15 protein-coding genes are annotated in these 18,413 nt (G+C 63.4%); 11 read left to right on the forward strand and 4 right to left on the reverse strand.

What is annotated here, in order from left to right:
• Nucleotides 1-15 precede the first annotated feature (15 nt).
• The 4 genes from D0N36_RS12980 (at nt 16) to D0N36_RS12995 (ending at nt 4,888) form a co-directional block, all read left to right on the forward strand.
• The gene (locus D0N36_RS12980; RefSeq protein WP_116942119.1) at nt 16-915 is read left to right on the forward strand and encodes a histone deacetylase family protein; all 900 of its coding nucleotides are present in this window, start codon (nt 16-18) and stop codon (nt 913-915) included.
• Between the two features lie 24 nt (nt 916-939).
• Nucleotides 940-1,992, forward strand: coding sequence for a J domain-containing protein (locus D0N36_RS12985; RefSeq protein WP_147320864.1), 1,053 nt, complete (start codon nt 940-942; stop codon nt 1,990-1,992).
• Between the two features lie 253 nt (nt 1,993-2,245).
• Entirely contained in the window at nt 2,246-3,718 is a 1,473-nt protein-coding gene (locus D0N36_RS12990; protein ID WP_116942121.1) for a flavin-containing monooxygenase, read from the forward strand.
• 213 nt (nt 3,719-3,931) lie between these two features.
• Nucleotides 3,932-4,888, forward strand: a complete 957-nt coding sequence (locus D0N36_RS12995) for an alpha/beta fold hydrolase (protein ID WP_116942122.1) — start codon at nt 3,932-3,934, stop codon at nt 4,886-4,888.
• A 23-nt stretch (nt 4,889-4,911) separates the two neighbouring features.
• Here D0N36_RS12995 and D0N36_RS13000 read toward each other — a convergent pair whose 3' ends face one another.
• The 4 genes from D0N36_RS13000 to D0N36_RS13015 all read right to left on the reverse strand — a co-directional run bounded on the left by D0N36_RS13000 (nt 4,912) and on the right by D0N36_RS13015 (nt 8,170).
• A complete protein-coding gene (locus tag D0N36_RS13000; protein WP_116942123.1) occupies nt 4,912-5,331 on the reverse strand; it encodes an EamA family transporter in 420 nt (139 codons plus the stop codon).
• 147 nt (nt 5,332-5,478) lie between these two features.
• Complete coding sequence (locus D0N36_RS13005) at nt 5,479-6,201, reverse strand: phosphatase PAP2 family protein (RefSeq protein ID WP_116942124.1); 723 nt, start codon at nt 6,199-6,201, stop codon at nt 5,479-5,481.
• A gap of 58 nt (nt 6,202-6,259) precedes the next feature.
• Nucleotides 6,260-7,066, reverse strand: coding sequence for a phosphatase PAP2 family protein (locus tag D0N36_RS13010; protein WP_116942125.1), 807 nt, complete (start codon nt 7,064-7,066; stop codon nt 6,260-6,262).
• Nucleotides 7,067-7,279: 213 nt separating this feature from the next.
• The gene (locus D0N36_RS13015) at nt 7,280-8,170 is read right to left on the reverse strand and encodes an alpha/beta fold hydrolase (RefSeq protein ID WP_147320865.1); all 891 of its coding nucleotides are present in this window, start codon (nt 8,168-8,170) and stop codon (nt 7,280-7,282) included.
• A gap of 222 nt (nt 8,171-8,392) precedes the next feature.
• Between D0N36_RS13015 and D0N36_RS13020 the strand changes: the two genes are divergently transcribed.
• The 7 genes from D0N36_RS13020 (at nt 8,393) to D0N36_RS13050 (ending at nt 18,357) form a co-directional block, all read left to right on the forward strand.
• A complete protein-coding gene (locus D0N36_RS13020; RefSeq protein WP_147320866.1) occupies nt 8,393-8,869 on the forward strand; it encodes a hypothetical protein in 477 nt (158 codons plus the stop codon).
• Between the two features lie 84 nt (nt 8,870-8,953).
• Nucleotides 8,954-9,667, forward strand: coding sequence for a hypothetical protein (locus D0N36_RS13025; protein WP_116942128.1), 714 nt, complete (start codon nt 8,954-8,956; stop codon nt 9,665-9,667).
• On the forward strand, nt 9,664-10,671 hold the full coding sequence (locus D0N36_RS13030; RefSeq protein ID WP_147320867.1) for a hypothetical protein: 1,008 nt from the start codon (nt 9,664-9,666) through the stop codon (nt 10,669-10,671). Before D0N36_RS13025 ends, D0N36_RS13030 begins: the two co-directional genes overlap by 4 nt.
• 670 nt (nt 10,672-11,341) lie before the next feature.
• Entirely contained in the window at nt 11,342-11,935 is a 594-nt protein-coding gene (locus tag D0N36_RS13035) for an RNA polymerase sigma-70 factor (RefSeq protein ID WP_116942130.1), read from the forward strand.
• A 105-nt stretch (nt 11,936-12,040) separates the two neighbouring features.
• Complete coding sequence (locus D0N36_RS13040; protein ID WP_116942131.1) at nt 12,041-13,327, forward strand: FecR family protein; 1,287 nt, start codon at nt 12,041-12,043, stop codon at nt 13,325-13,327.
• A gap of 68 nt (nt 13,328-13,395) precedes the next feature.
• Nucleotides 13,396-17,019 (forward strand): SusC/RagA family TonB-linked outer membrane protein, encoded by a 3,624-nt coding sequence (locus D0N36_RS13045; RefSeq protein ID WP_116942132.1) that lies wholly within the window; start codon nt 13,396-13,398, stop codon nt 17,017-17,019.
• Between the two features lie 12 nt (nt 17,020-17,031).
• A complete protein-coding gene (locus D0N36_RS13050; protein WP_116942133.1) occupies nt 17,032-18,357 on the forward strand; it encodes a RagB/SusD family nutrient uptake outer membrane protein in 1,326 nt (441 codons plus the stop codon).
• The last annotated feature ends 56 nt before the right edge of the window (nt 18,358-18,413 follow it).

The following is an 18,413-nucleotide window of genomic DNA, read 5'->3' on the forward strand; positions in this document are numbered from 1 at the left end:
AGCCAGCCATCCTGTATGCACCTCGCTACTTCCGACCGCTACACGCTGCCCCTGCCGGCCGGCCACCGCTTTCCGATTGCCAAATACGGCCTGATTCGGGAGCAGCTGCTGTGGCAGGGCATAGCCGCCGAAGCTGATTTTTACGACCCCGGCTTCTGTCCCGAAGAAGACATTTTGCGCGTGCACTCGGCCGATTACTGGCATAAGGTGCGCGACCAGCAGCTGAGCGCGGCCGAGGTGCGCCGCCTGGGCCTGCCGCAAAGTCCGGAGCTAACGCGCCGCTCGCTGAGCAGTGCGGCCGGTACGCTGGCCTCGGCGCAGTGGGCGTTGCAGGAGGGCGTTGGGCTGAGCCTGGCCGGGGGCACCCACCACGCCTTTCGCGACCGGGGCGAGGGGTTTTGCGTGCTCAACGACATAGCCATTGCCGCCGCCCACCTGCTTCATCACCGGCTGGCCCGGCAGGTGCTGGTCGTGGACCTCGATGTGCATCAGGGCGACGGCACGGCCAGCATTTTCCGGGATGAGCCGCGGGTGTTTACGTTTTCGATGCACGCCGGGGCCAACTACCCGTTGCGCAAGGAGCAATCGGACCTCGACGTAGCCCTGGACCTGGGCACCACCGACACCGAGTACCTCCGGGTGCTGGCCGACACGCTGCCCCGGCTGCTGGCCGAAGTACAGCCCGATTTCGTGTTTTACCTGGCCGGCGTAGACGTGCTGGCCACCGACAAGCTTGGTAAGCTGGCCCTCACTCCCGCCGGCTGCCGCCAGCGCGACGAGTACGTGCTCGGCCGCTGCTACCAACACCAGCTGCCTGTGGCCGTGAGCATGGGCGGCGGCTACTCCGAGCGGCTGGCCGACATTGTGGACGCGCACTGCAACACGTTTCGGGTGGCGTATGAGCTGTGGGGATGAGGCGGCGAAAGGATGACAGTATCTTTGCCCTGCTCACTCCACTACCCGCTCACCATGCACCTGCACAACCCCTACACCGATCTGCCTGCGGCCAATTCGCTGCCTGCTCCGGCTTCGGCGGCGGCCCCCGGTACGCCGGCGCAACAGGCCTTTGCCGATGCCGTGGCGCGGGTAGAAGGGCTGCGGCAGCGGCTGCGGGAGCTGAAGGCGGCACAGACCGAGGCGCGCCGCCGCTACTGGCAGCAGGTAGGCCCGGCCGCCGAAACTGTGGTACAGGCCCGGCAGGAGCTGTTTTCACCCTTGGAAGAGGCCCTGCTGCTGGACTATTTCAGCCGCCTGGAGCAGCAGCAGATTACAGCCCTGCTGCTGGGTAATGCCCGCACCCTGCAGGACCGGTTTGGGGAAGATGCCGCCGAAATGCTGCGCAAATACGCCCCGCGCCGCAGCGCCGCTGATGCGGACGAAGACGAGCAGCAGGCCCCGGAAACGGCCGGGCCGCCGCCAGCCGCCGCAACCGGGCAGGCCCCGCACGAGCAGGCCGCCGAAGCAGCCCGGGCCCGGCGCAAAACCAAGCAGCAACGAACCGAGGAAGCTGCCGCCCAGGCAGCGCGTACCCAGGAGCAGGCGCTGCTGGCCAATACCAAAACCCTGTACCGCCAGCTGGCCCGCGCCCATCATCCCGACCTGAGCCGCGACGAAAGCACCCATGGGCAGCGCACCCAGCTTATGCAGCGCATTACGGAGGCCTACGAAGCCAACGACCTGTACACATTGCTGCAGCTGCTGGCCGAAACCGCCCCCCCCGACCAGACCAACGACACGCTGCTGGCTCGCTATACCCAGGCCCTGCAGCAGCAGCAAACCGAGCTAAAACAGCAGATTCAGGCGCTGCAATACGGTGAGAACGGCTTGGGCGCTACCACCGGCAAAAAGCGCGAACAGGAAATCCGGCAGCTTAAGCGCCACCTGAAAGCGGAGGCCGAGTACCTGGCCCAGGTACTGCGGCTGCTGCAGGAGCCGGCGGGCCTGCGCCAGCTGCTGCGCGAGCTGGCCACCGAGGGCCACGACACAGTATAACCAACCCAAGTTGCGCAGCATGATGTCGGGGCTTGCCCCGCCCCCACATCGTGCTGTGCAACTTGAGTTTGCTAACTTTCTAAACAGCTCTCGTATAGGTGCTGGCTACCGACTGCCGGCTATGCGGTATTTGGCAAAGGGCAACATCAGCTCGTTTTCCTACCCGACCGAGGCGATAGGCGGGCCGGTATATTTTTTCGGTTATTGAGCCGTTGCCCACTAAGCGTTAGAACGAAAGTCTAAAACAGCGCCTATGACCCCAGAAAACGAGTTGCTTGATGTGCTGATAGTGGGCGCGGGCCTGTCGGGCATTGGGGCGGCGCATGTGCTGCAGCGGCGCTGCCCCGGCAAAACCTACCAGATTCTGGAGGCGCGCCCGGCGCTGGGTGGCACCTGGGACCTGTTCCGCTATCCGGGGGTGCGCTCCGATTCCGACATGCACACGCTGGGCTACTCGTTCAGGCCCTGGACCAACCCCAAGGCCATTGCCGACGGTCCGGCCATCCTCGACTACCTGCGCGAAACGGCCGAAGAAGGTGGTATTACCCGGCACATTCGGTTCGGCCATAAGGTGCTGAGTGCCGCCTGGTCGAGTGCGGACGCCTGCTGGACCGTGGCGGTTGAGCACAACGGGCAGCAACAGAGCCTAAAGGCGCGGTTTCTGTACGCCTGCAGCGGCTACTACGATTATGAGCAGGCCCACCGACCCGAATTTGCCGGCGAAGCCGACTTCCGGGGCCGCATTGTGCAGCCCCAGTTCTGGCCCGAAAACCTGAACTACGACGGCCAGCGGGTGGTAGTGCTGGGCAGCGGGGCTACGGCCGTTACCCTGGTTCCTACCATGGCAAAAGTGGCTGCCCACGTTACCATGCTGCAACGTTCCCCTTCGTTTGTGGTCAGCCAGCCTTCCGAAGATAAGCTGGCCAACTGGCTCCGGCGGTGGTTGCCCGGCGGCCTCGCCCACCGGCTTACGCGCTGGAAAAACGTGCTGCTGGGCATTGTGCAGTATGCCGTTGCCCGGGGCCGGCCCGCGCTGGTTAAGCAGCAGCTCGTGCGCCTGGCAGCCCGTCAGCTCGGCCCCGACTACGATGTAGCCACCCATTTTACGCCGCGCTACAACCCCTGGGACCAGCGCATCTGCCTAGTGCCCGACGGCGACCTGTTCCGGGCCATCCGCAAGGGCAGGGCCGCGGTGGTCACCGACGAGGTGGAGCGGTTTACGCCCGGCGGCCTGCGGCTGAAATCGGGGCGGGAGTTGCCCGCCGATTTGGTGGTACTGGCCACCGGGCTCAAAATCAAGCTGCTGGGCGGCATTAAGCTCACCGTTGATGGCCAGCCGGTGCAGCCATCGGAAACCCTTAGCTACCGGGGCATGATGCTGAGCGGCGTGCCCAATCTGCTGATGGCGTTCGGCTACACCAACGCCTCCTGGACGCTTAAAGTAGACCTGACGGCCAACTACTTTTGCCGCCTGCTGCGCTACCTCGACCGCCACCAGCTGGCCATTGCCGTACCGCGCCGCCCCAACGACCTGCTGGCCCGGCCGCTGCTCGATTTCTCGTCGGGCTACGTGCAACGGGCTACCGGCGAGCTGCCCCAACAGGGCTCCCGCCGCCCTTGGTTTGTCCATCAGAACTACCTCAAAGACCTGCTCAATATCCGCTACACCCGCATCAACGACGGCACGCTGCAAATAGGACCAGCCGGGCGAATGCCGGGCACTTAGCGCTTAACTGAAGACCTTGAAGCTGTTTAGAAAGTCAAAAGAACATCATGCTGAACGTAGCCGGAGGCGCAGTCGAAGCATCACTACCGCTTCTTTGAATTACTACTACAACGAAGCGGTAGAGATGCTTCGGCTGCGCTCAGCATGACCGGTCGTTTGACTTTCTAAACAGCTTCCTTTTACCAAAGAACTTCCCCTCTTAGAAAACCCAACATGAAGCTTCTCAAAACTACTGCCTACTCGATTCTGGCCCTGGGCGGCGCAACGCTGGGCGGGCTGGTGCTGTTTACGCATCGCACGGCCCGCAAGGTGCGGGCGGCGCTGCCGCCCAGCGGCTCGTTCGTGGATTTGCCCGGTGGGCGGCTGCACGTGCGCGAGCAGGGCGCGGGGCCGGTACTGCTGCTGGTGCATGGGCTGGGCGGTCAGATGGGCCAGTTCACGTACCGGGTGGTAGAAAAGCTGGCGGCCGACTATCGGGTGGTGGTGGTCGACAGGCCGGGCTCGGGCTACTCGCAGCGGCCCGCCAGCGCCGATTTGCTTAGCCAGGCCAACACGCTGGCGGCCCTGATTGACAAGCTGGACCTGGGCCGGCCGCTGGTAGTGGGCCACTCGATGGGTGGTGCCGTGGCGCTGGCGCTGGCCCTCAACCACCCCAGCCGCGTGGCGGGCCTGGCCCTGGTTGCGCCGCTGTCGGCGCTGCCCGAAACGGTGCCGCCCATGTTTCAGCGACTGATGATTCCGTCGCGCTGGCAGCGGCAGCTCGTCGCCTGGACGGTGGCCACGCCGCTTTCCATGCGCCGCAGCCCGCAGGTAATGAAGGTCCTGTTCGGACCCGAAACTCCGCCCCACGACTATGCCACCAAAGCGGGCGGTATGCTCAGCCTGCAGCCCGCCCAGTTTCTGGCAACCATTGCCGATCTGGAAGCCCTGCCCACCTATCTGCCCACCCTCACGGCCCGCCTGCCCGAGCTACAGCTGCCCGTGCGCGTGCTATACGGCCGCCACGATGCCGTGCTCGACTGGACCACCAACGGCCAGGCACTGGTCGGGAGCGTACGCGGCGCCACCCTGCAGCTGGTTGAGGGCGGCCACATGCTACCCATTACCCAGCCCGATCTGGTAGCCCGTTTTGTGCGTGGCGAAGTAGTGGGAGAAGAAATAGCGGGGTAAATATCAGGCTGGCGCCGCCGCCCTCACTGCCCCCAAATCAGCACCAGCGTACCGAGGACTATCAGGCCCGCACCGATGCCGGTGTGCAGCGTCAGCTTCTCTCCCAGAAACAGCACCGAGAGCCCAATGGCCAGCGCCACGCTCAGCTTATCGACCGGCGCAACCTGGGATACTTTACCCAATTGCAGCGCCCGAAAATAGAACAGCCACGAAAGCCCCGTTGCCACGCCCGAGAACCCCAGAAACAGCCAGTTGGTGCGGGTGAGGCTATAAACACCCTCCAGGCCGCCCCGAAAATATACGATACCCCAGGCCAGCACCAACACCACGGCCGTGCGTATGGCCGTGGCCAGGTTAGAGTCGACGCCCCTGATACCGACTTTAGCCAGCACCGCCGTAAGGGCGGCAAAGAGGGCTGAGAGGAGCGCGTAAATCCACCACATATGCAAGCAGGTGAAATGGTGATGAGATAAGGAAGGCTTTCCCGGGTGCTTCGGCAGCGCCTGTGGGCTGACTTTGGCCTGGTGTAATATAATCAGGCTCCGGAGGGCACACGACTTGCCCGCCGGCACCGCCGCCGCAACCATTCACTATCGCCCCCGCACCTGCCGCCACCACCTCCGAAGCTGGACCAGATAGGGCGAGAAAAGCACGTACAGACTAGCCACCCAGCCCACCGAGCAGAACCAGCCAGCCAGCACATCGGACGGAAAGTGTACGCCCAGATACATGCGCGAGAGGCCCACGCCCAGCGCGAACAGGGTACCCAGCACCACGGCCGGCCAGCGCCAGGGCGTATGCCACACCAGAAATGCCACTGCGGCGGCCAGTGCCGCCGAGCCCATGGCGTGCCCGCTCGGAAAGCTGTAGAATCCTTCTGGCGCAATCGACTCCCAGAGGGCCGGCCGGGCCCGCCCGAACAGCAGCTTGGCCGCTATATTGAGCGCCATTGCCCCGCCCACCGCTAGGGCAAAAAACCAGGCCGCCGACCACTGCCGCCGCCACAGCAGCAGCCCCCCGATACCCAGGCTCACAACGGTCATGATGCTGGTTCCGCCGACCCGGGAAAAGAACAGCGCCAGCTGGTCGGGGCCGGGAGCCTGACGGGCATGCAGCCACTCCAAAATAGACTGGTCGCCGACGAAACCGCCACTCTCCCAGATATCTTCGGCCACGTTCAAAAATATCAGCCACGGTACGGCTATGCCCAACAGCAACACCCCCACCAGGTGGCCGTGGCCGTGCAAGCCCCGGTACAATGCGGCCAGTAACTCACGGGTAAACCGGTAAAGCGCTACCAGCAGCTGTTTCATGCAGGAAGATAATGTGGCGGCTGAAAGCCCACCTTACAATGCGTAGTAAAGCTGGGCGCTACCGGCGGGGCCGCCACACCAGCCCCAGGCCCATGCCACCACCGGGCACATAGGTGGGCGAGAAGCTGGTTTCACGCAGAAGCCGGGGCTGGCGGCCCCAGCGGTTGCGGTGCGTGAGGTAAGCCAGGTGGGCCGATAAAATACCGAAGCCGGCACCGGCTACCACGTCGCTCTGCCAGTGCTTGTCGTTGATCATGCGCAGGGCCGCCACGCTCGTGGCAATAGTATAGGCCCCCACGCCGTACCATTGGCTTTTGTCGCGAAACTCGGTGTGTACAATGCTGGCCGCCAGAAACGCCTGCGCCGTGTGCCCCGACGGAAACGAGAGATTATCGGAGCCGTTGGGCCGGGTTTCGCGGCTCAGGCTCTTCACCGCAAACACGCTGGCCAGCATAATAGCCTCGGCTTTGGCAATAACCAGCAGCGTATTGATGCGGTCGGAGCGCGACTCTACCCCAGCCAGTGCCACCACGCCCAGCTCGGCATACGGCACAAAAAGCAGCGCATCATCAAACCTGGTACTTACCGGCCGGAACTGTTGCCGGACGAACGTGCGGGCGTCGCGGTTGACGCCCGCGTTACCCTGCGCCGTAATGGCCCCGTAGCCAATAAGTACGGCCGGCACGATAGTGGCCCGTACCAGCTTACCCTTGTACCAGGGCTTTTTGGCAGCTCCGGCCGGGGTCTGGTACTTGTTGATAGTGGTATCGGTGGGGGTGGCCAGCGGCACCTGGGCCCCGGCCGGCAGTGCGGCGCTACCCAGCGAGAAGGCCAGCACCAGACGGAATAAGAACGATTTAAGCACCGGATAAGAACAGCTAAGTGAATGGATAAAACCGGAGTGAGCTACTGAAGCTGTTTGGAAAGTCGGCAGCTATAAACAGAACGTCAGATGCAGCTTGACACTCTTTGGACTTTCTAAACAGCCAGGCTGATTTTCGGGCAAGGTAGCCGCAAATTCTGTCGGGAATCTGACGCTTTTCCTGCTGCCCGGCTCCTGCCCGATGGGCACACCAGCTCAGCTCAGAAACATTACAATACGGGCCAATACGGCCGGCTCGCGCATGATGCGGTTGTGGCCCAGGCCGCTGGTAGCCCCGAATTCCAGGTCGGGCCAGGCGGCGGCCAGCTCCCGGGCCTCGGCAAACGGAATACTCTCGTCGTGTTCGTCGTGCAGCAACAGGGCCCGCCCCACCGGAAAAACCGGCCCGGCCTGCGTCAGGCTGAAGCTCTCGGCGTCGCGGCCGTGCTGCTCGCGGATATAGCGGCTCATGCGCGCCAGCACGGCCGGCGGCAGGCCCAGCATATCGGCGAAACGGCGGGCCACGGCGGGCGTACTGCCGGGCACGGCCAGCAGCACCAGCCGCGGCAGCCCCCCGCCCGTAGCGGCATTGAAGTGCACCGGCCCGCCCACCACCGTGGCCCCGCCCAGCGAGTGGGCCACCACGGCGTGCAGGGGGCCGAGCGTATCGGCCACGGCCTGCACGGCCCGCACGTAGGCCGGTAGCGTCAGGCGGCGCCCCTCGGAGGCGCCGTGGGCCGGCGCATCGAGTGCCACTACCCGGTAGTCGGCCGCCACCAGCGCCCGCACCAGCACGCCCCAAAAACTGGCCCGATGCTCCCAGCCATGCACCAGCAGCACCATGCGCGCGCCGGCCGAATTCCACTCGTAGGCCGCCAGCGCGCCGGTTGGGCCGGGCACTGCAAACCGGTGGGCATCGGCCAGGACGGCAGCTTCCCAGGCTTTTTCGGGCAGGCGGCGGGGGGTGGTAAACAGCCGCCAGGCCGCCCGGAAGGCCCATTCGGTGGAAATAGCGGCCAGCAGCCGGAACTGCAGGCGCAACAGCTTTACGCCGGGCGGCAAAATGGGGGCGGCGACGGACTGGGGCGGTGTGCTAAGCATTGTCATGGCTGCAAATATCCGGCTTTTCGCCGGGTCGGGCCGGCAACCGCCCACGCCGGGCCGGTTGCGGTGGGGCGGGTAGCAAAAAAGCCCGCTGATAATCAAACCTTCGTCGTTTTGCCTTGGTTTGAGTTGCCATTACCTGAGGCAGCGGGCTATTTTTGGCCGTTATCCAATCCTTATTGGTTCGCGCTATGATTTCCCCGTCGTCTCGTTCGATGGGCTCCCGTGGTTTCTATACTGTTATATTTTCATGATATCCGCGTCCAGTACGCCCCGCCCGTGGCCCTGCTGCGCCTGCAGTTTCGCCGGCCTCCGGCTAATCTGGCCTCGTTCCAGCGTAGCCTGGGGGCGGTGGCGCAGCTGGTCGAGCAGCACACGGTGGCCGAAAGCCTTATCGATTTGCACGGCTTGCCCGACCTGACCATCGGCCAGCAGCTGTGGTTGCTGGCGCAGTGGCTACCGCGGGTAGCGGTGGCGGCGGTGCAGCACGTCGCCTTCATCATCCCTGAAAATAGCCTCTATAACCAGATGACGGTGGAGGCCCTGCACCGGGCCACGCGGCATCTGTTCCACTGCGAGGTGCAGTTTTTCCACCATTCGGCCGCCGCCCTCGACTGGCTGCTCAGCTTCCAGAACCCAGCCGCCCAAGCGGCGCTGGAGCAGGAATGGGCCAGCGCCGACGTGCTGCTTCCGGCCGGGTAAGCTGGCTTCTTTACCTTTGCTATCTTCCTGGCCGGCCCACCAGCCAGCCCGCGTACCTATGTTCCGCCCGCTTATTCTCTCCCGATGACTCCTTCCGCTATTGCCCCCCAAACCCTGCTGCTTGGCCCGTTTCAGCCTGCTGCCGAGGCCCAGCTCACCCGCTTCAAGGCGCAGAATTTCACAACCGGCTTCTGGCAGAAACAGTCCGATTTATGGGTCTCCGACGCTGAGGGGCAGCAAAGTATCCGCAGTTTCATGGGCTGGCTACGGGTGGTAGACGAGATGCTGCCCGCCGTGTCCGAAATAGAGCAGTTTGTGCAGGACGTGAAGCAGGCCGGCTTCCGCCACGTGGTGGTAATGGGCATGGGCGGCAGCTCGATGACGCCCATTGTGCTGCGCCAAGCGTTCGGGCAGCTGGCCGGCGGCCTGCCATTGTCGGTGCTCGACACCACCAACCCCGGCTCAGTGCGCGAGATTGAAGAGGCCGTGCCGCTGGCCGAAACGCTGTTTGTAGTAGCCTCCAAATCGGGCACCACGGCCGAGCCGCTGGCGTTCGGCGACTACTTCTACGCCCGGATGCAGGAGCTGAAGGGCGACAAGGCCGGCGAGAATTTCGTGGCCATCACCGACCCCGGCTCGCAGTTCGTAACGCAGGCTACGGCGCAGAAATACCGCCGCATCTTCCTCAACTTCGCCGATGTGGGCGGCCGCTTCTCGGCCCTCTCCTACTTCGGCCTGGTGCCCGCCGCCCTGCTAGGTATTGATATTAAAACCCTGCTGGAGCGCGCCCAGGCATGATGCGAGCCTGCGGAGCCGAAGGCCCGACGGAATACAACCCCGGCCTGGAGCTGGGCGCGGCCCTGGGCGTACTGGCCCGGCAGGGCCGCGACAAGCTGACGCTGGTGGTACCCGAAAACCTCTCGGATTTTGGGTTGTGGCTGGAGCAGCTCGTGGCCGAAAGCACCGGCAAGCAGGGCACCGGCATCCTGCCGCTGGCCGGCGACCCGCTCAGCGCCCCGGCCATGTACGGCTCCGACCGGGTGTTTGTACATGTGAGCTACGAAAACCAGCCCGATGAAGAAAACCGCCAAAAAGTAGCTGCCCTGCAAGCTGCCGGCCACCCCACCATCACTATTCTGCTGCGCGATGCGCTGGATTTGGGCGCCGAGTTTTTCCGCTGGGAGGTGGCCACAGCCGTAGCCAGCGCGGTGCTGGGCATCAACCCCTTCGACCAGCCCAACGTGCAGGCCGCCAAAACCGCCACCAACCGCCTCATGGAAGTGGTGGAGCAGCAGGGCCAGCTGCCCCAGACCAGCGCCCCCGTCACCTCCGAAAACGGCCTCGATTATTACGCCAGCGTAAGCGGCACCAGCGCCGAAGCCGTGCTAAAGGCCTTTTTCGGGCAGGCCAAACCCGGCGACTACCTCTGCGTGCAGGCTTACCTGATGGAAACGCCGGCCCTCAATGCTGAGCTCGATGCGCTTCGTGTCCTCGTGCAGCAGCGCCTGCACTTGGCTACGGCGGCTGGCTACGGGCCGCGCTTTCTGCATTCTACCGGCCAGTACCACAAGGGCGGCCCCGATACCGGCCTTTTTCTGCAGCTCACCACCGACCACCCCCAGGATCTGCCCCTGCCCGGCCGCCCCTACACCTTCGGCACCTTCCAGAATGCCCAGGCCGCCGGCGACCTGCAGGCCCTGCAGGACTATGGCCGCCGCACGCTACGGGTGCATCTGGGTAGCGGCAACACCGAGGCCGGCCTGGCCGAGTTGCTGAAGCGCCTGAAGCAGGTGCTGGTATAGGCTGCCTGCTGCTATCAAACGAAAGCGCCCTGGCTGTAGTAGCCGGGGCGCTTTTTTCTTATGGTCTTCTCAAAGTAAGCAAAGGCTTGCGGCCCGGTGTACAGTGCAGACATCCTCTCGCCTTTTTTGTCCATTCTACCCTGCGGCCTGGACTATATGGGGCTTGCGCAAAGAGACTGTAGCGCGAAGCTCCAGCTTCGCGCATCGTTGCTGACGGCTAACCGAATAGGTTCAACGATGCGCGAAATCGGAGCCTCGCGCTACATACTCGCGCAACCTCTGTGCGTAAGTCCTGATAAATTCTTGCCGGTATGCTGAGGCGCGGTGGTCGGAAAACAGGCCCCTTTAGTACGCGTTGTCGCCAACCCCGCAATCAGGTTTAGCCTGTCTATTATCGGAGAAAAACAACTTATTAAGCATCCCTCATTCAGGCCAAACAACCCGTGATATAGGCGGCTATTCTTTCTGAGTGAAGTGCAGTAAAATTCCTTCCCCAAATAGCTCGATAGTTTGCTTTATCCACCCGCGCGTTCATCACCCATTGCTTACTATATCCAGTAATTAAATTTCTATCTTGGTCGGAGGTTTTCCCAGACCTGACTGACTTCGGGTCATAAATACTGCTTTCTTTTCGCTGTTTTGCTTCTGCTTTGTCCTGCCAGATAAGATTATGGGCGCCAGCTTCCTCCCGCCAGATGGTATTCCGGAAGTACCTGCCGAGCACCCCCAGCCACTGGAGCAGCTTTTCACGAAATTCTACTCCCGGCTGGTTTACTTCTCGTATCAGATAACCGGCCAGCAGGCTACTGCCGAAGATATTGCCCAGGAAGCATTCATCACTTACTGGCACCAGCGCGAGGAAGTGGCGGCTTCGGAAGCGGCCATTAAGGCCTATTTGTACAGTACCGTCAGAAACGCCAGCCTCAACGCCGTGCGCCACGCCAAAGTGGTGCAGCTGCACCACGATAAGGCCCAGGCCGCCCCGGTAGTGCCGGAAGCGGAGCCCGATGTAGTGCGGACGCTGATTAAGGCCGAAGTGGTAGCCGAAATCTACGAAGCCCTGGAAACGCTGCCGGCCGGCTGCCGCACCATTATCCGGCTGGGCTACCTCGAAAACCAGAGCAACGCCGAAATAGCCGCGGAGCTGGGCATATCGGTGAATACGGTGAAGACGCAGAAGCAGCGGGGGCTGCAGCTGCTGCGCCTGCGGTTGCGCCCCGAAACCCTGCTGGCACTGCTGTTACTGGCCCGCACAGCGGCCTAAAGCCCTACCACTCCCCACGCCAGAAAAAAATAAACCTTTTTTCTACCTCTCTTTCACCCCTTTATCCGGCTCGCGTTTCTTAGAAAGGAATACCCCTCCTTTCTCATGAAACCAACTCAACTAGCCCTCGAAGAAGCCCGCCTGCTCGGCCGCTACCTGCGCGGCGAGCTGACGGCCGCTGAGGCCCAGGCGTTCGGGCAGTGGCTGGCCGCCGACCCGCGCAACGCCGCCCTGCTCGAACAGGTGCAGGATGCCGACGCGCTGCGCGCCGAGCTGGCCTTTTTCGCGGCCCTCAAGCCCGACGCTGCCTGGCAGCATGTGGCCCGCCAGACCGGCCAGCCAACGGTGCGCCCGTTAGCGCCTTTCTCCGACGACACGCCCGCACAAGACGGCAACTTATTTACAACCGATAAGCCCGCGCCCGCCTGGTGGCAGCGCACGGCTTGGCGCGTGGCAGCGGCCGCGACCCTGCTGTTGGGTCTGGGCACCGCTACTTACGAGCTTACCCACCCAGCTGCCCCTTCAGCAGTAGCCGTAGCTCCGGTTCCGGCGGCTCCGGCCGCTGGCGAGCCGGCCAGTGCCCGCGCCCAGCTCAAGCTGGCCAACGGGCAGGTACTCAACCTCGACGAGCTGCGTAACGGCAGTGTCTGGACCGGCGACGGAATTCGGGTGGCGCAGCGCGGTGGAGTGGTGCAGTACGAGTCGGTGGGGCCTGCCAAAGCGGGCGCAGCAGTTGCCTACCACACGCTGGCCGCCCCGCGCGGTAGCCGCTACCAATTGGTGCTGCCTGATGGCAGCCGGGTGTGGCTGAATGCGGCTTCGTCGCTGCGCTTCCCCACGGCATTTACCGGTGCCCAGCGCCGGGTGGAGCTTACGGGCCAGGCCTATTTTGAGGTGGCACCCAACAAGCGGCAGCCCTTCCGGGTGGAAGCCAACGGCACCACGGTGCAGGTGCTGGGCACCCATTTCGACGTGATGGCCTACCCCGACGAGCCGGGCGTGCGCACCACGCTGCTCGAAGGCTCAGTAGCCATCGAGCGGGACGGACGGACGGCGCGGCTACGGCCGGGCCAGCAGGCCACCTGCGCGCTGGGCAGCACCAGCATAGTTGTTGGGCCGGCCGATGTGGAGGCCGCCGTAGCCTGGAAACAGGATTTGTTCGCCTTCCGGGGTCATTCGCTGCCCGAGGTGATGCGCCAGCTGGGCCGCTGGTACAACGTGGACGTGCAATACGCGGCCTCGCTGCCCGAAAGCCACTACAGCGGCCTGATTTCGCGCCGGAGCACGCTGCCCAAAGTGCTGGAAATGCTGACCCTGACCGGTGAGGTGCGCTTCGAGCAAACCGGCCGCACCGTGCGCGTCGAGCCGAAAACGCCGGCCCCCGGTCGCTAGCCGGCCTCCACTTCTTCGCCTTCAATTCCTACGCTCTTTTTCCTCACTTCAACTGCTTCCCCTCGCTTATGAAGTACCCTTTACGCTTCCTCAAACCAGCGGCTACCGGTAGCCCGGGCCGGGCCGGCCGGGTGGCCCGCACCACGGTGCTGTTTTCGCTGGCCGCCTGCCTGCAGGTGCACGCGCTGGCATACTCCCAGAACATCAACCTGGAAGTGCGCAACGCGCCGCTTTCCGAAGTGTTCAAGGAAATTAACCGCCAGAGCCGCTACCTCTTCATTTATAATGAGGAACTGCTGCGCAAGGCCCGACCAGTCACGGTATCGGCCCGGCAGCAGCCGCTGGAGCAGGTGCTGGCCGCCTGTTTCGCCAACCAGCCGCTGACTTACGTCATCACCGACAACACCATTGTAGTGAAGCCCCGTGAGGAGGCGCCGACGACCTCGGCAAAGCAGGCGCGGCAAACCATCAGCGGGATTGTAACCAGCGGCAGCGACCAGAAGCCGCTGGAGGGCGCAACGGTGTCGGTGAAGGGCACCAGCCGCGGCAGTACCACCGACGCCAGCGGCCGGTTTACGCTGGAGGCGGAAGTGGGCGAAATCCTGGCTTTCAGCTACGTAGGCTACATCACCCAGGAGATTCGGGTGGCGGCAGGACGCACCACCTTTAGCATTCCCCTGCAACCCACCAGCAACCAGATGGGCGAGGTGGAAGTGGTGGCGACCGGTTACCAGGAGATTGAAAAGGAGCGCCTGACCGGCTCGGTTTCCTCGCTCAACCGGGAGCAGTACGACCAGCGCGTGGCCGTAACGGGCAACTTCCTGGAAAGCCTCGAAGGCAAGGTGCCGGGCCTGCTCTACAACAGCCAGACCGGCGAGCTGGCCATCCGGGGCGTCTCAACGTTTGATGCCGTGAAGCAGCCGCTGATTGTGCTCAACGGCTTTCCCACCGAGATTGACATCCGGAGCATCAACCCCAACGACATTGTTTCGGTGAACGTGCTGAAGGACGCCGCGGCGGCCTCGATTTACGGCACCCGCGCCTCGAATGGCGTGATTGTGATTGAAACCAAGCGCGGCAAATCGGGTGCGCCGGTGTTCAGCCTGCGCGCTACCTATGGCGTGCAGCCGCGCTCCAACTTCGACTACCTCAACTACGGCAGCGTCGCCGACTACGCCAACCTGGAGCGCGACTACCTACTCTCCTCTACGCTCAACCGGGCCAGCACCCGCCCCGGCGTGCCAGTGTCGCCGGTGGCCGATGCGGTGTACGATTTCAAGGCCGGCAAAATTGAGCGGAGCGTGCTCGACCAGCGCGTGGGCGACATCGGCAGCTACGACAACCTGAAGGAATACGAGAAGCTGTTTTACCGTGCCCGTCAGGCCCGCCAGGTCGATTTTGACATGAGCGGCGGCGGCGACAAGAACACCTACCTCATCGGCCTGAACTACCTGGGCGAAGACGCGCAAAACGTGCGCACCGGCAACGAGCGGATTCTGCTGAATCTGGCCAGCACCCACCGGTTTACCAACCGGCTGAGCTTCGAGTTTCGGGGCCGTTACGCCAACACGACCACCCGGGCACCCTTCAACTCGGCCAGCAATACTGCGGGCGAGTACCTCAACAATTTCCTGCCCTACGAGCGGCTGGTGGATGAAAACGGCCAGGCGCTGCCCGTAACGCTGGGCCCGGGCCGCAACCCCAACCAGGGCATCACCAACGGCTTCAACGAGCAAAACGTGGCCCTGGGCCTCTATGACGGCCGCTATTTCCCTTACCAAGAGCTGACGGCCAGCACCACCAAAATCAACTCGACCACGCTGCGCCTGCAAGGGCGGCTGCGGGCCGACCTGACCAATTGGCTGAATCTGGACCTGGGCAGCGTGTACGAAGACCAGCCTTCGACTGAGTCGCGGCTGCTGAATGAGGACGCGCTGGCGGTGCGCCGGCTGCTCAACTACAAGGCCGGCAAGGACCCGGTAAACGGTACGCCGGTGTTTTCGGACCTCCCCCGCGGCTCGTTCCTGACCCGCGTGAACGGGCAGACCAAGAGCTATACCCTGCGCGGCCAGCTGAACGCGGACCACAGCAGTGAAAACCTTAAGCATACGCTTACCGGCCTGGCGGGCATGGAGGTGCGTAAAGTCACGAACTCCGACTTCACCAACACCTTCTTTGGCTACGACGGGCAGACGCTCATCGTGAAGCCCGTGAACTTGGCCAACCTCACCACTTTCCGGCGGCCGGCGTTCAGTACCCTGCCGGCCAGCAGCCCGGCCACGTTCCAGTTCAACCGCTACTTCGACGAGAACTACAACGACCAGCGCTTCGTGTCGTTCTACGGCAACGCGGCCTACACCTACTTCGACCGCTACACGCTCACCGGCAGCATCCGGCTCGACAAGTCGAACCTGTTTGGCACCGACCCGCGCTACCGCAACAATCCGTTTTATTCGGTGGGCGCCAACTGGCGGCTCAAGCAGGAAGATTTCCTGCGGGATACCGAGTGGGTGGATGAGCTGAAGCTGCGTGTGGCCTACGGCCTGAACGGCAACGTGCCCACCAGCAACAGCGGCCGTTTCCTGGTGCTCACGTCGGACCTGAACTACTACCTCGACCCGGTGCAGCAGTACTACGATGTGCTCTCGCCCCGCAACCAGTCGATTCGCTGGGAGAAGACCAAGAACTACAATGCCGGCCTCGACTACTCGCTGTTCGGCAACCGCTTGTTTGGCGCCGTTGATTACTACCTGAAGAACTCGGACGACATTTTCGGGCAGTACTCGGCCGACCCCACGCTGGGCTTTAATGAGTACCGCGCCAACACGGCGGCCATCCGTAACCAGGGCTTGGAGTTCAGTGTGAACAGCCTCAACCTGCGGGCCCGCGACTTCTCGTGGCGCACCCAGCTGACGGCTTCGTTCAACAAAAACGAGGTAACGAAGGTGAAAACCGTGACCAACACCGCTGACGGCGCCCCGCTGATTTCGGTGCTGAGCCTGCAGCAGGGCTACCCCATTAACTCACTGTTTGCCTACCGCTACGCGGGCCTGAATGAGTTGGGCCAGCCCGAGATATTCGGGCAGGACGGCACCCGGCGGCAGCTGGCCATATCGGCCAGCGGCGGCGAGAATATTACGCTGGCCGACCTGGAGTACAAGGGCAGCACCACGCCGCGCTATGTGCTGGGCCTCAACAACCAGTTGAGCTACAAGAATTTCGACCTGTACTTCCTGTTCATGTACTACGGCGGCTACGTGATGCGCGTGGAGGCCCCCGACCCGCTAAAAGCCCAATTGGGCGGCGGCGCGGGCCGGGTGCTGGCGGGCGCCAACAACTACTGGCAACAGCCCGGCGACGAGCAAACCACCAACATCCCCGGCTTCCCGGTGGGCGGCACGCCCGGCGCCTACGACAGCTACACCCGCTCGGCCTACACGTTTGCCGGCGACTTCGTGCGCAAAGCCGACAATATCCGGCTGCGCGACATCGTGCTGAGCTACAACCTCAAGTCGGCCTTCTTTACCAACCTGGGCCTGGAGCGCACCCAGTTGCGGGGTCAGGTGCAGAACGCGTTCAACTACACCTTCAGCGGCAACGACATCGACCCCGATGCCATTGACCGGCGCGATGGCACCCGCACGTTGCGGCCCAAGCCCTTCTACAGCCTGTCGCTCTACGCCAACTTCTAAGCCCGCCCGACCATGAAAAACCTTCGTTTACTGGCTGCATTGCCCCTGGCGGCCCTGGCTCTGACGGGCTGTGAGCAATTCCTCGACGTGAAGCCCAAGGGCTTGGTAGTCCCTCAGCAGGTAACCGACTACGAGCTGATTCTCAACTCGCCGGCCCTGACCCAAACGTTTCCCTCGGCGCTACTCTACATGAGCGACGATGGCCAGGACCTCAGCCTCACCCGGCAATCGGGCACAACGCTGGCCAACGCCTACTTCTGGAACCCCAGCCTGGATGTGGAGCAGGAGTCGAGCCCATTGATTTGGGGCACGGCCTACCGCTCCATCTATAATACCAACGTCATCATCGGCCAGGTGCTGAATGCCACCGACGGCACGCCGCTCAAGCGCCAACAGGTGCTGGGCGAGGCGCTGGTGATGCGGGCCGACCTGTATTTCAACCTGCTCACGGTATTTGCCAAGGCCTACAACCCGGCCACGGCGGCCACCGACCCCGGCGTACCCTTCGTGACGGGCATCGACGTGACGGACACCGCCCCGCCCCGCGCGCCGGTGCAGACGGTGCTCGACACGCTACGCCAGAACCTGCTGCGCGCTGCCGCCGTGTTGCCGCCCACCAACATCAGCCGGGCCCGCGTAACCAAATACGTGGCCTACGGCCTGCTGGCGCGCATCAGCCTGTACATGCAGGACTACGCCGGGGCCAAGCGCTACGCCGAAAGCGCCCTGCAGGCCCCCCACAAAATCAACGATTACAACGAGTTTGTGATTCCGCTTGACTCGGAAGACCCGGAGCTGCTCTGGATTCGGCAGGCGGACGACGTAAGCACTATTTTCTACCTGACTTACTCGCCCGAACTGCTGGCCCTGTTCGAGCCCGACGATTTACGGCCCCAGCTGCTGGCGTTCGATATCGGGACGGGTTTTGCCTACGGACGGTTTGACTACGGTATTCATGGCATCGGCTTTGCCGAGATGGAGCTGATTCGGGCCGAGGCCCTGGCCCGCGCCGGGCAGGCCGCTGAAGCCTTGGCGGTGCTGGAAACGCTCCGCGAGAAGCGCATTGATGCTGGTAGCTACGAGCCACTGGAAGTGGGCACCGGTCCCGAAGCCCTGGACGCCGTGCTGCTGGAGCGCCGCCGCGAGCTGCCCTTCCGCGGCACCCGCTGGCAGGACATGAAGCGCATCGACCAGCAGAAGCGCATGCCCGCCGTGCAGCGCATTGGACCCGATGGCCAGGTGCTGGAAACGCTGGCCCCGCAAAGCCCCCGCTACACCTTCGAAATTCCGGCGCGGGTGCTGCGCTTCAACCCCGGGATGGTGCGCAACAACCCGTGATTAAGACAGAAGGAAAGGTCATGCTGAGCCTGTCGAAGCATCTCTACCGCAATGTT

Source organism: Hymenobacter lapidiphilus, from assembly GCF_003417065.2.
Lineage (GTDB): Bacteria > Bacteroidota > Bacteroidia > Cytophagales > Hymenobacteraceae > Hymenobacter.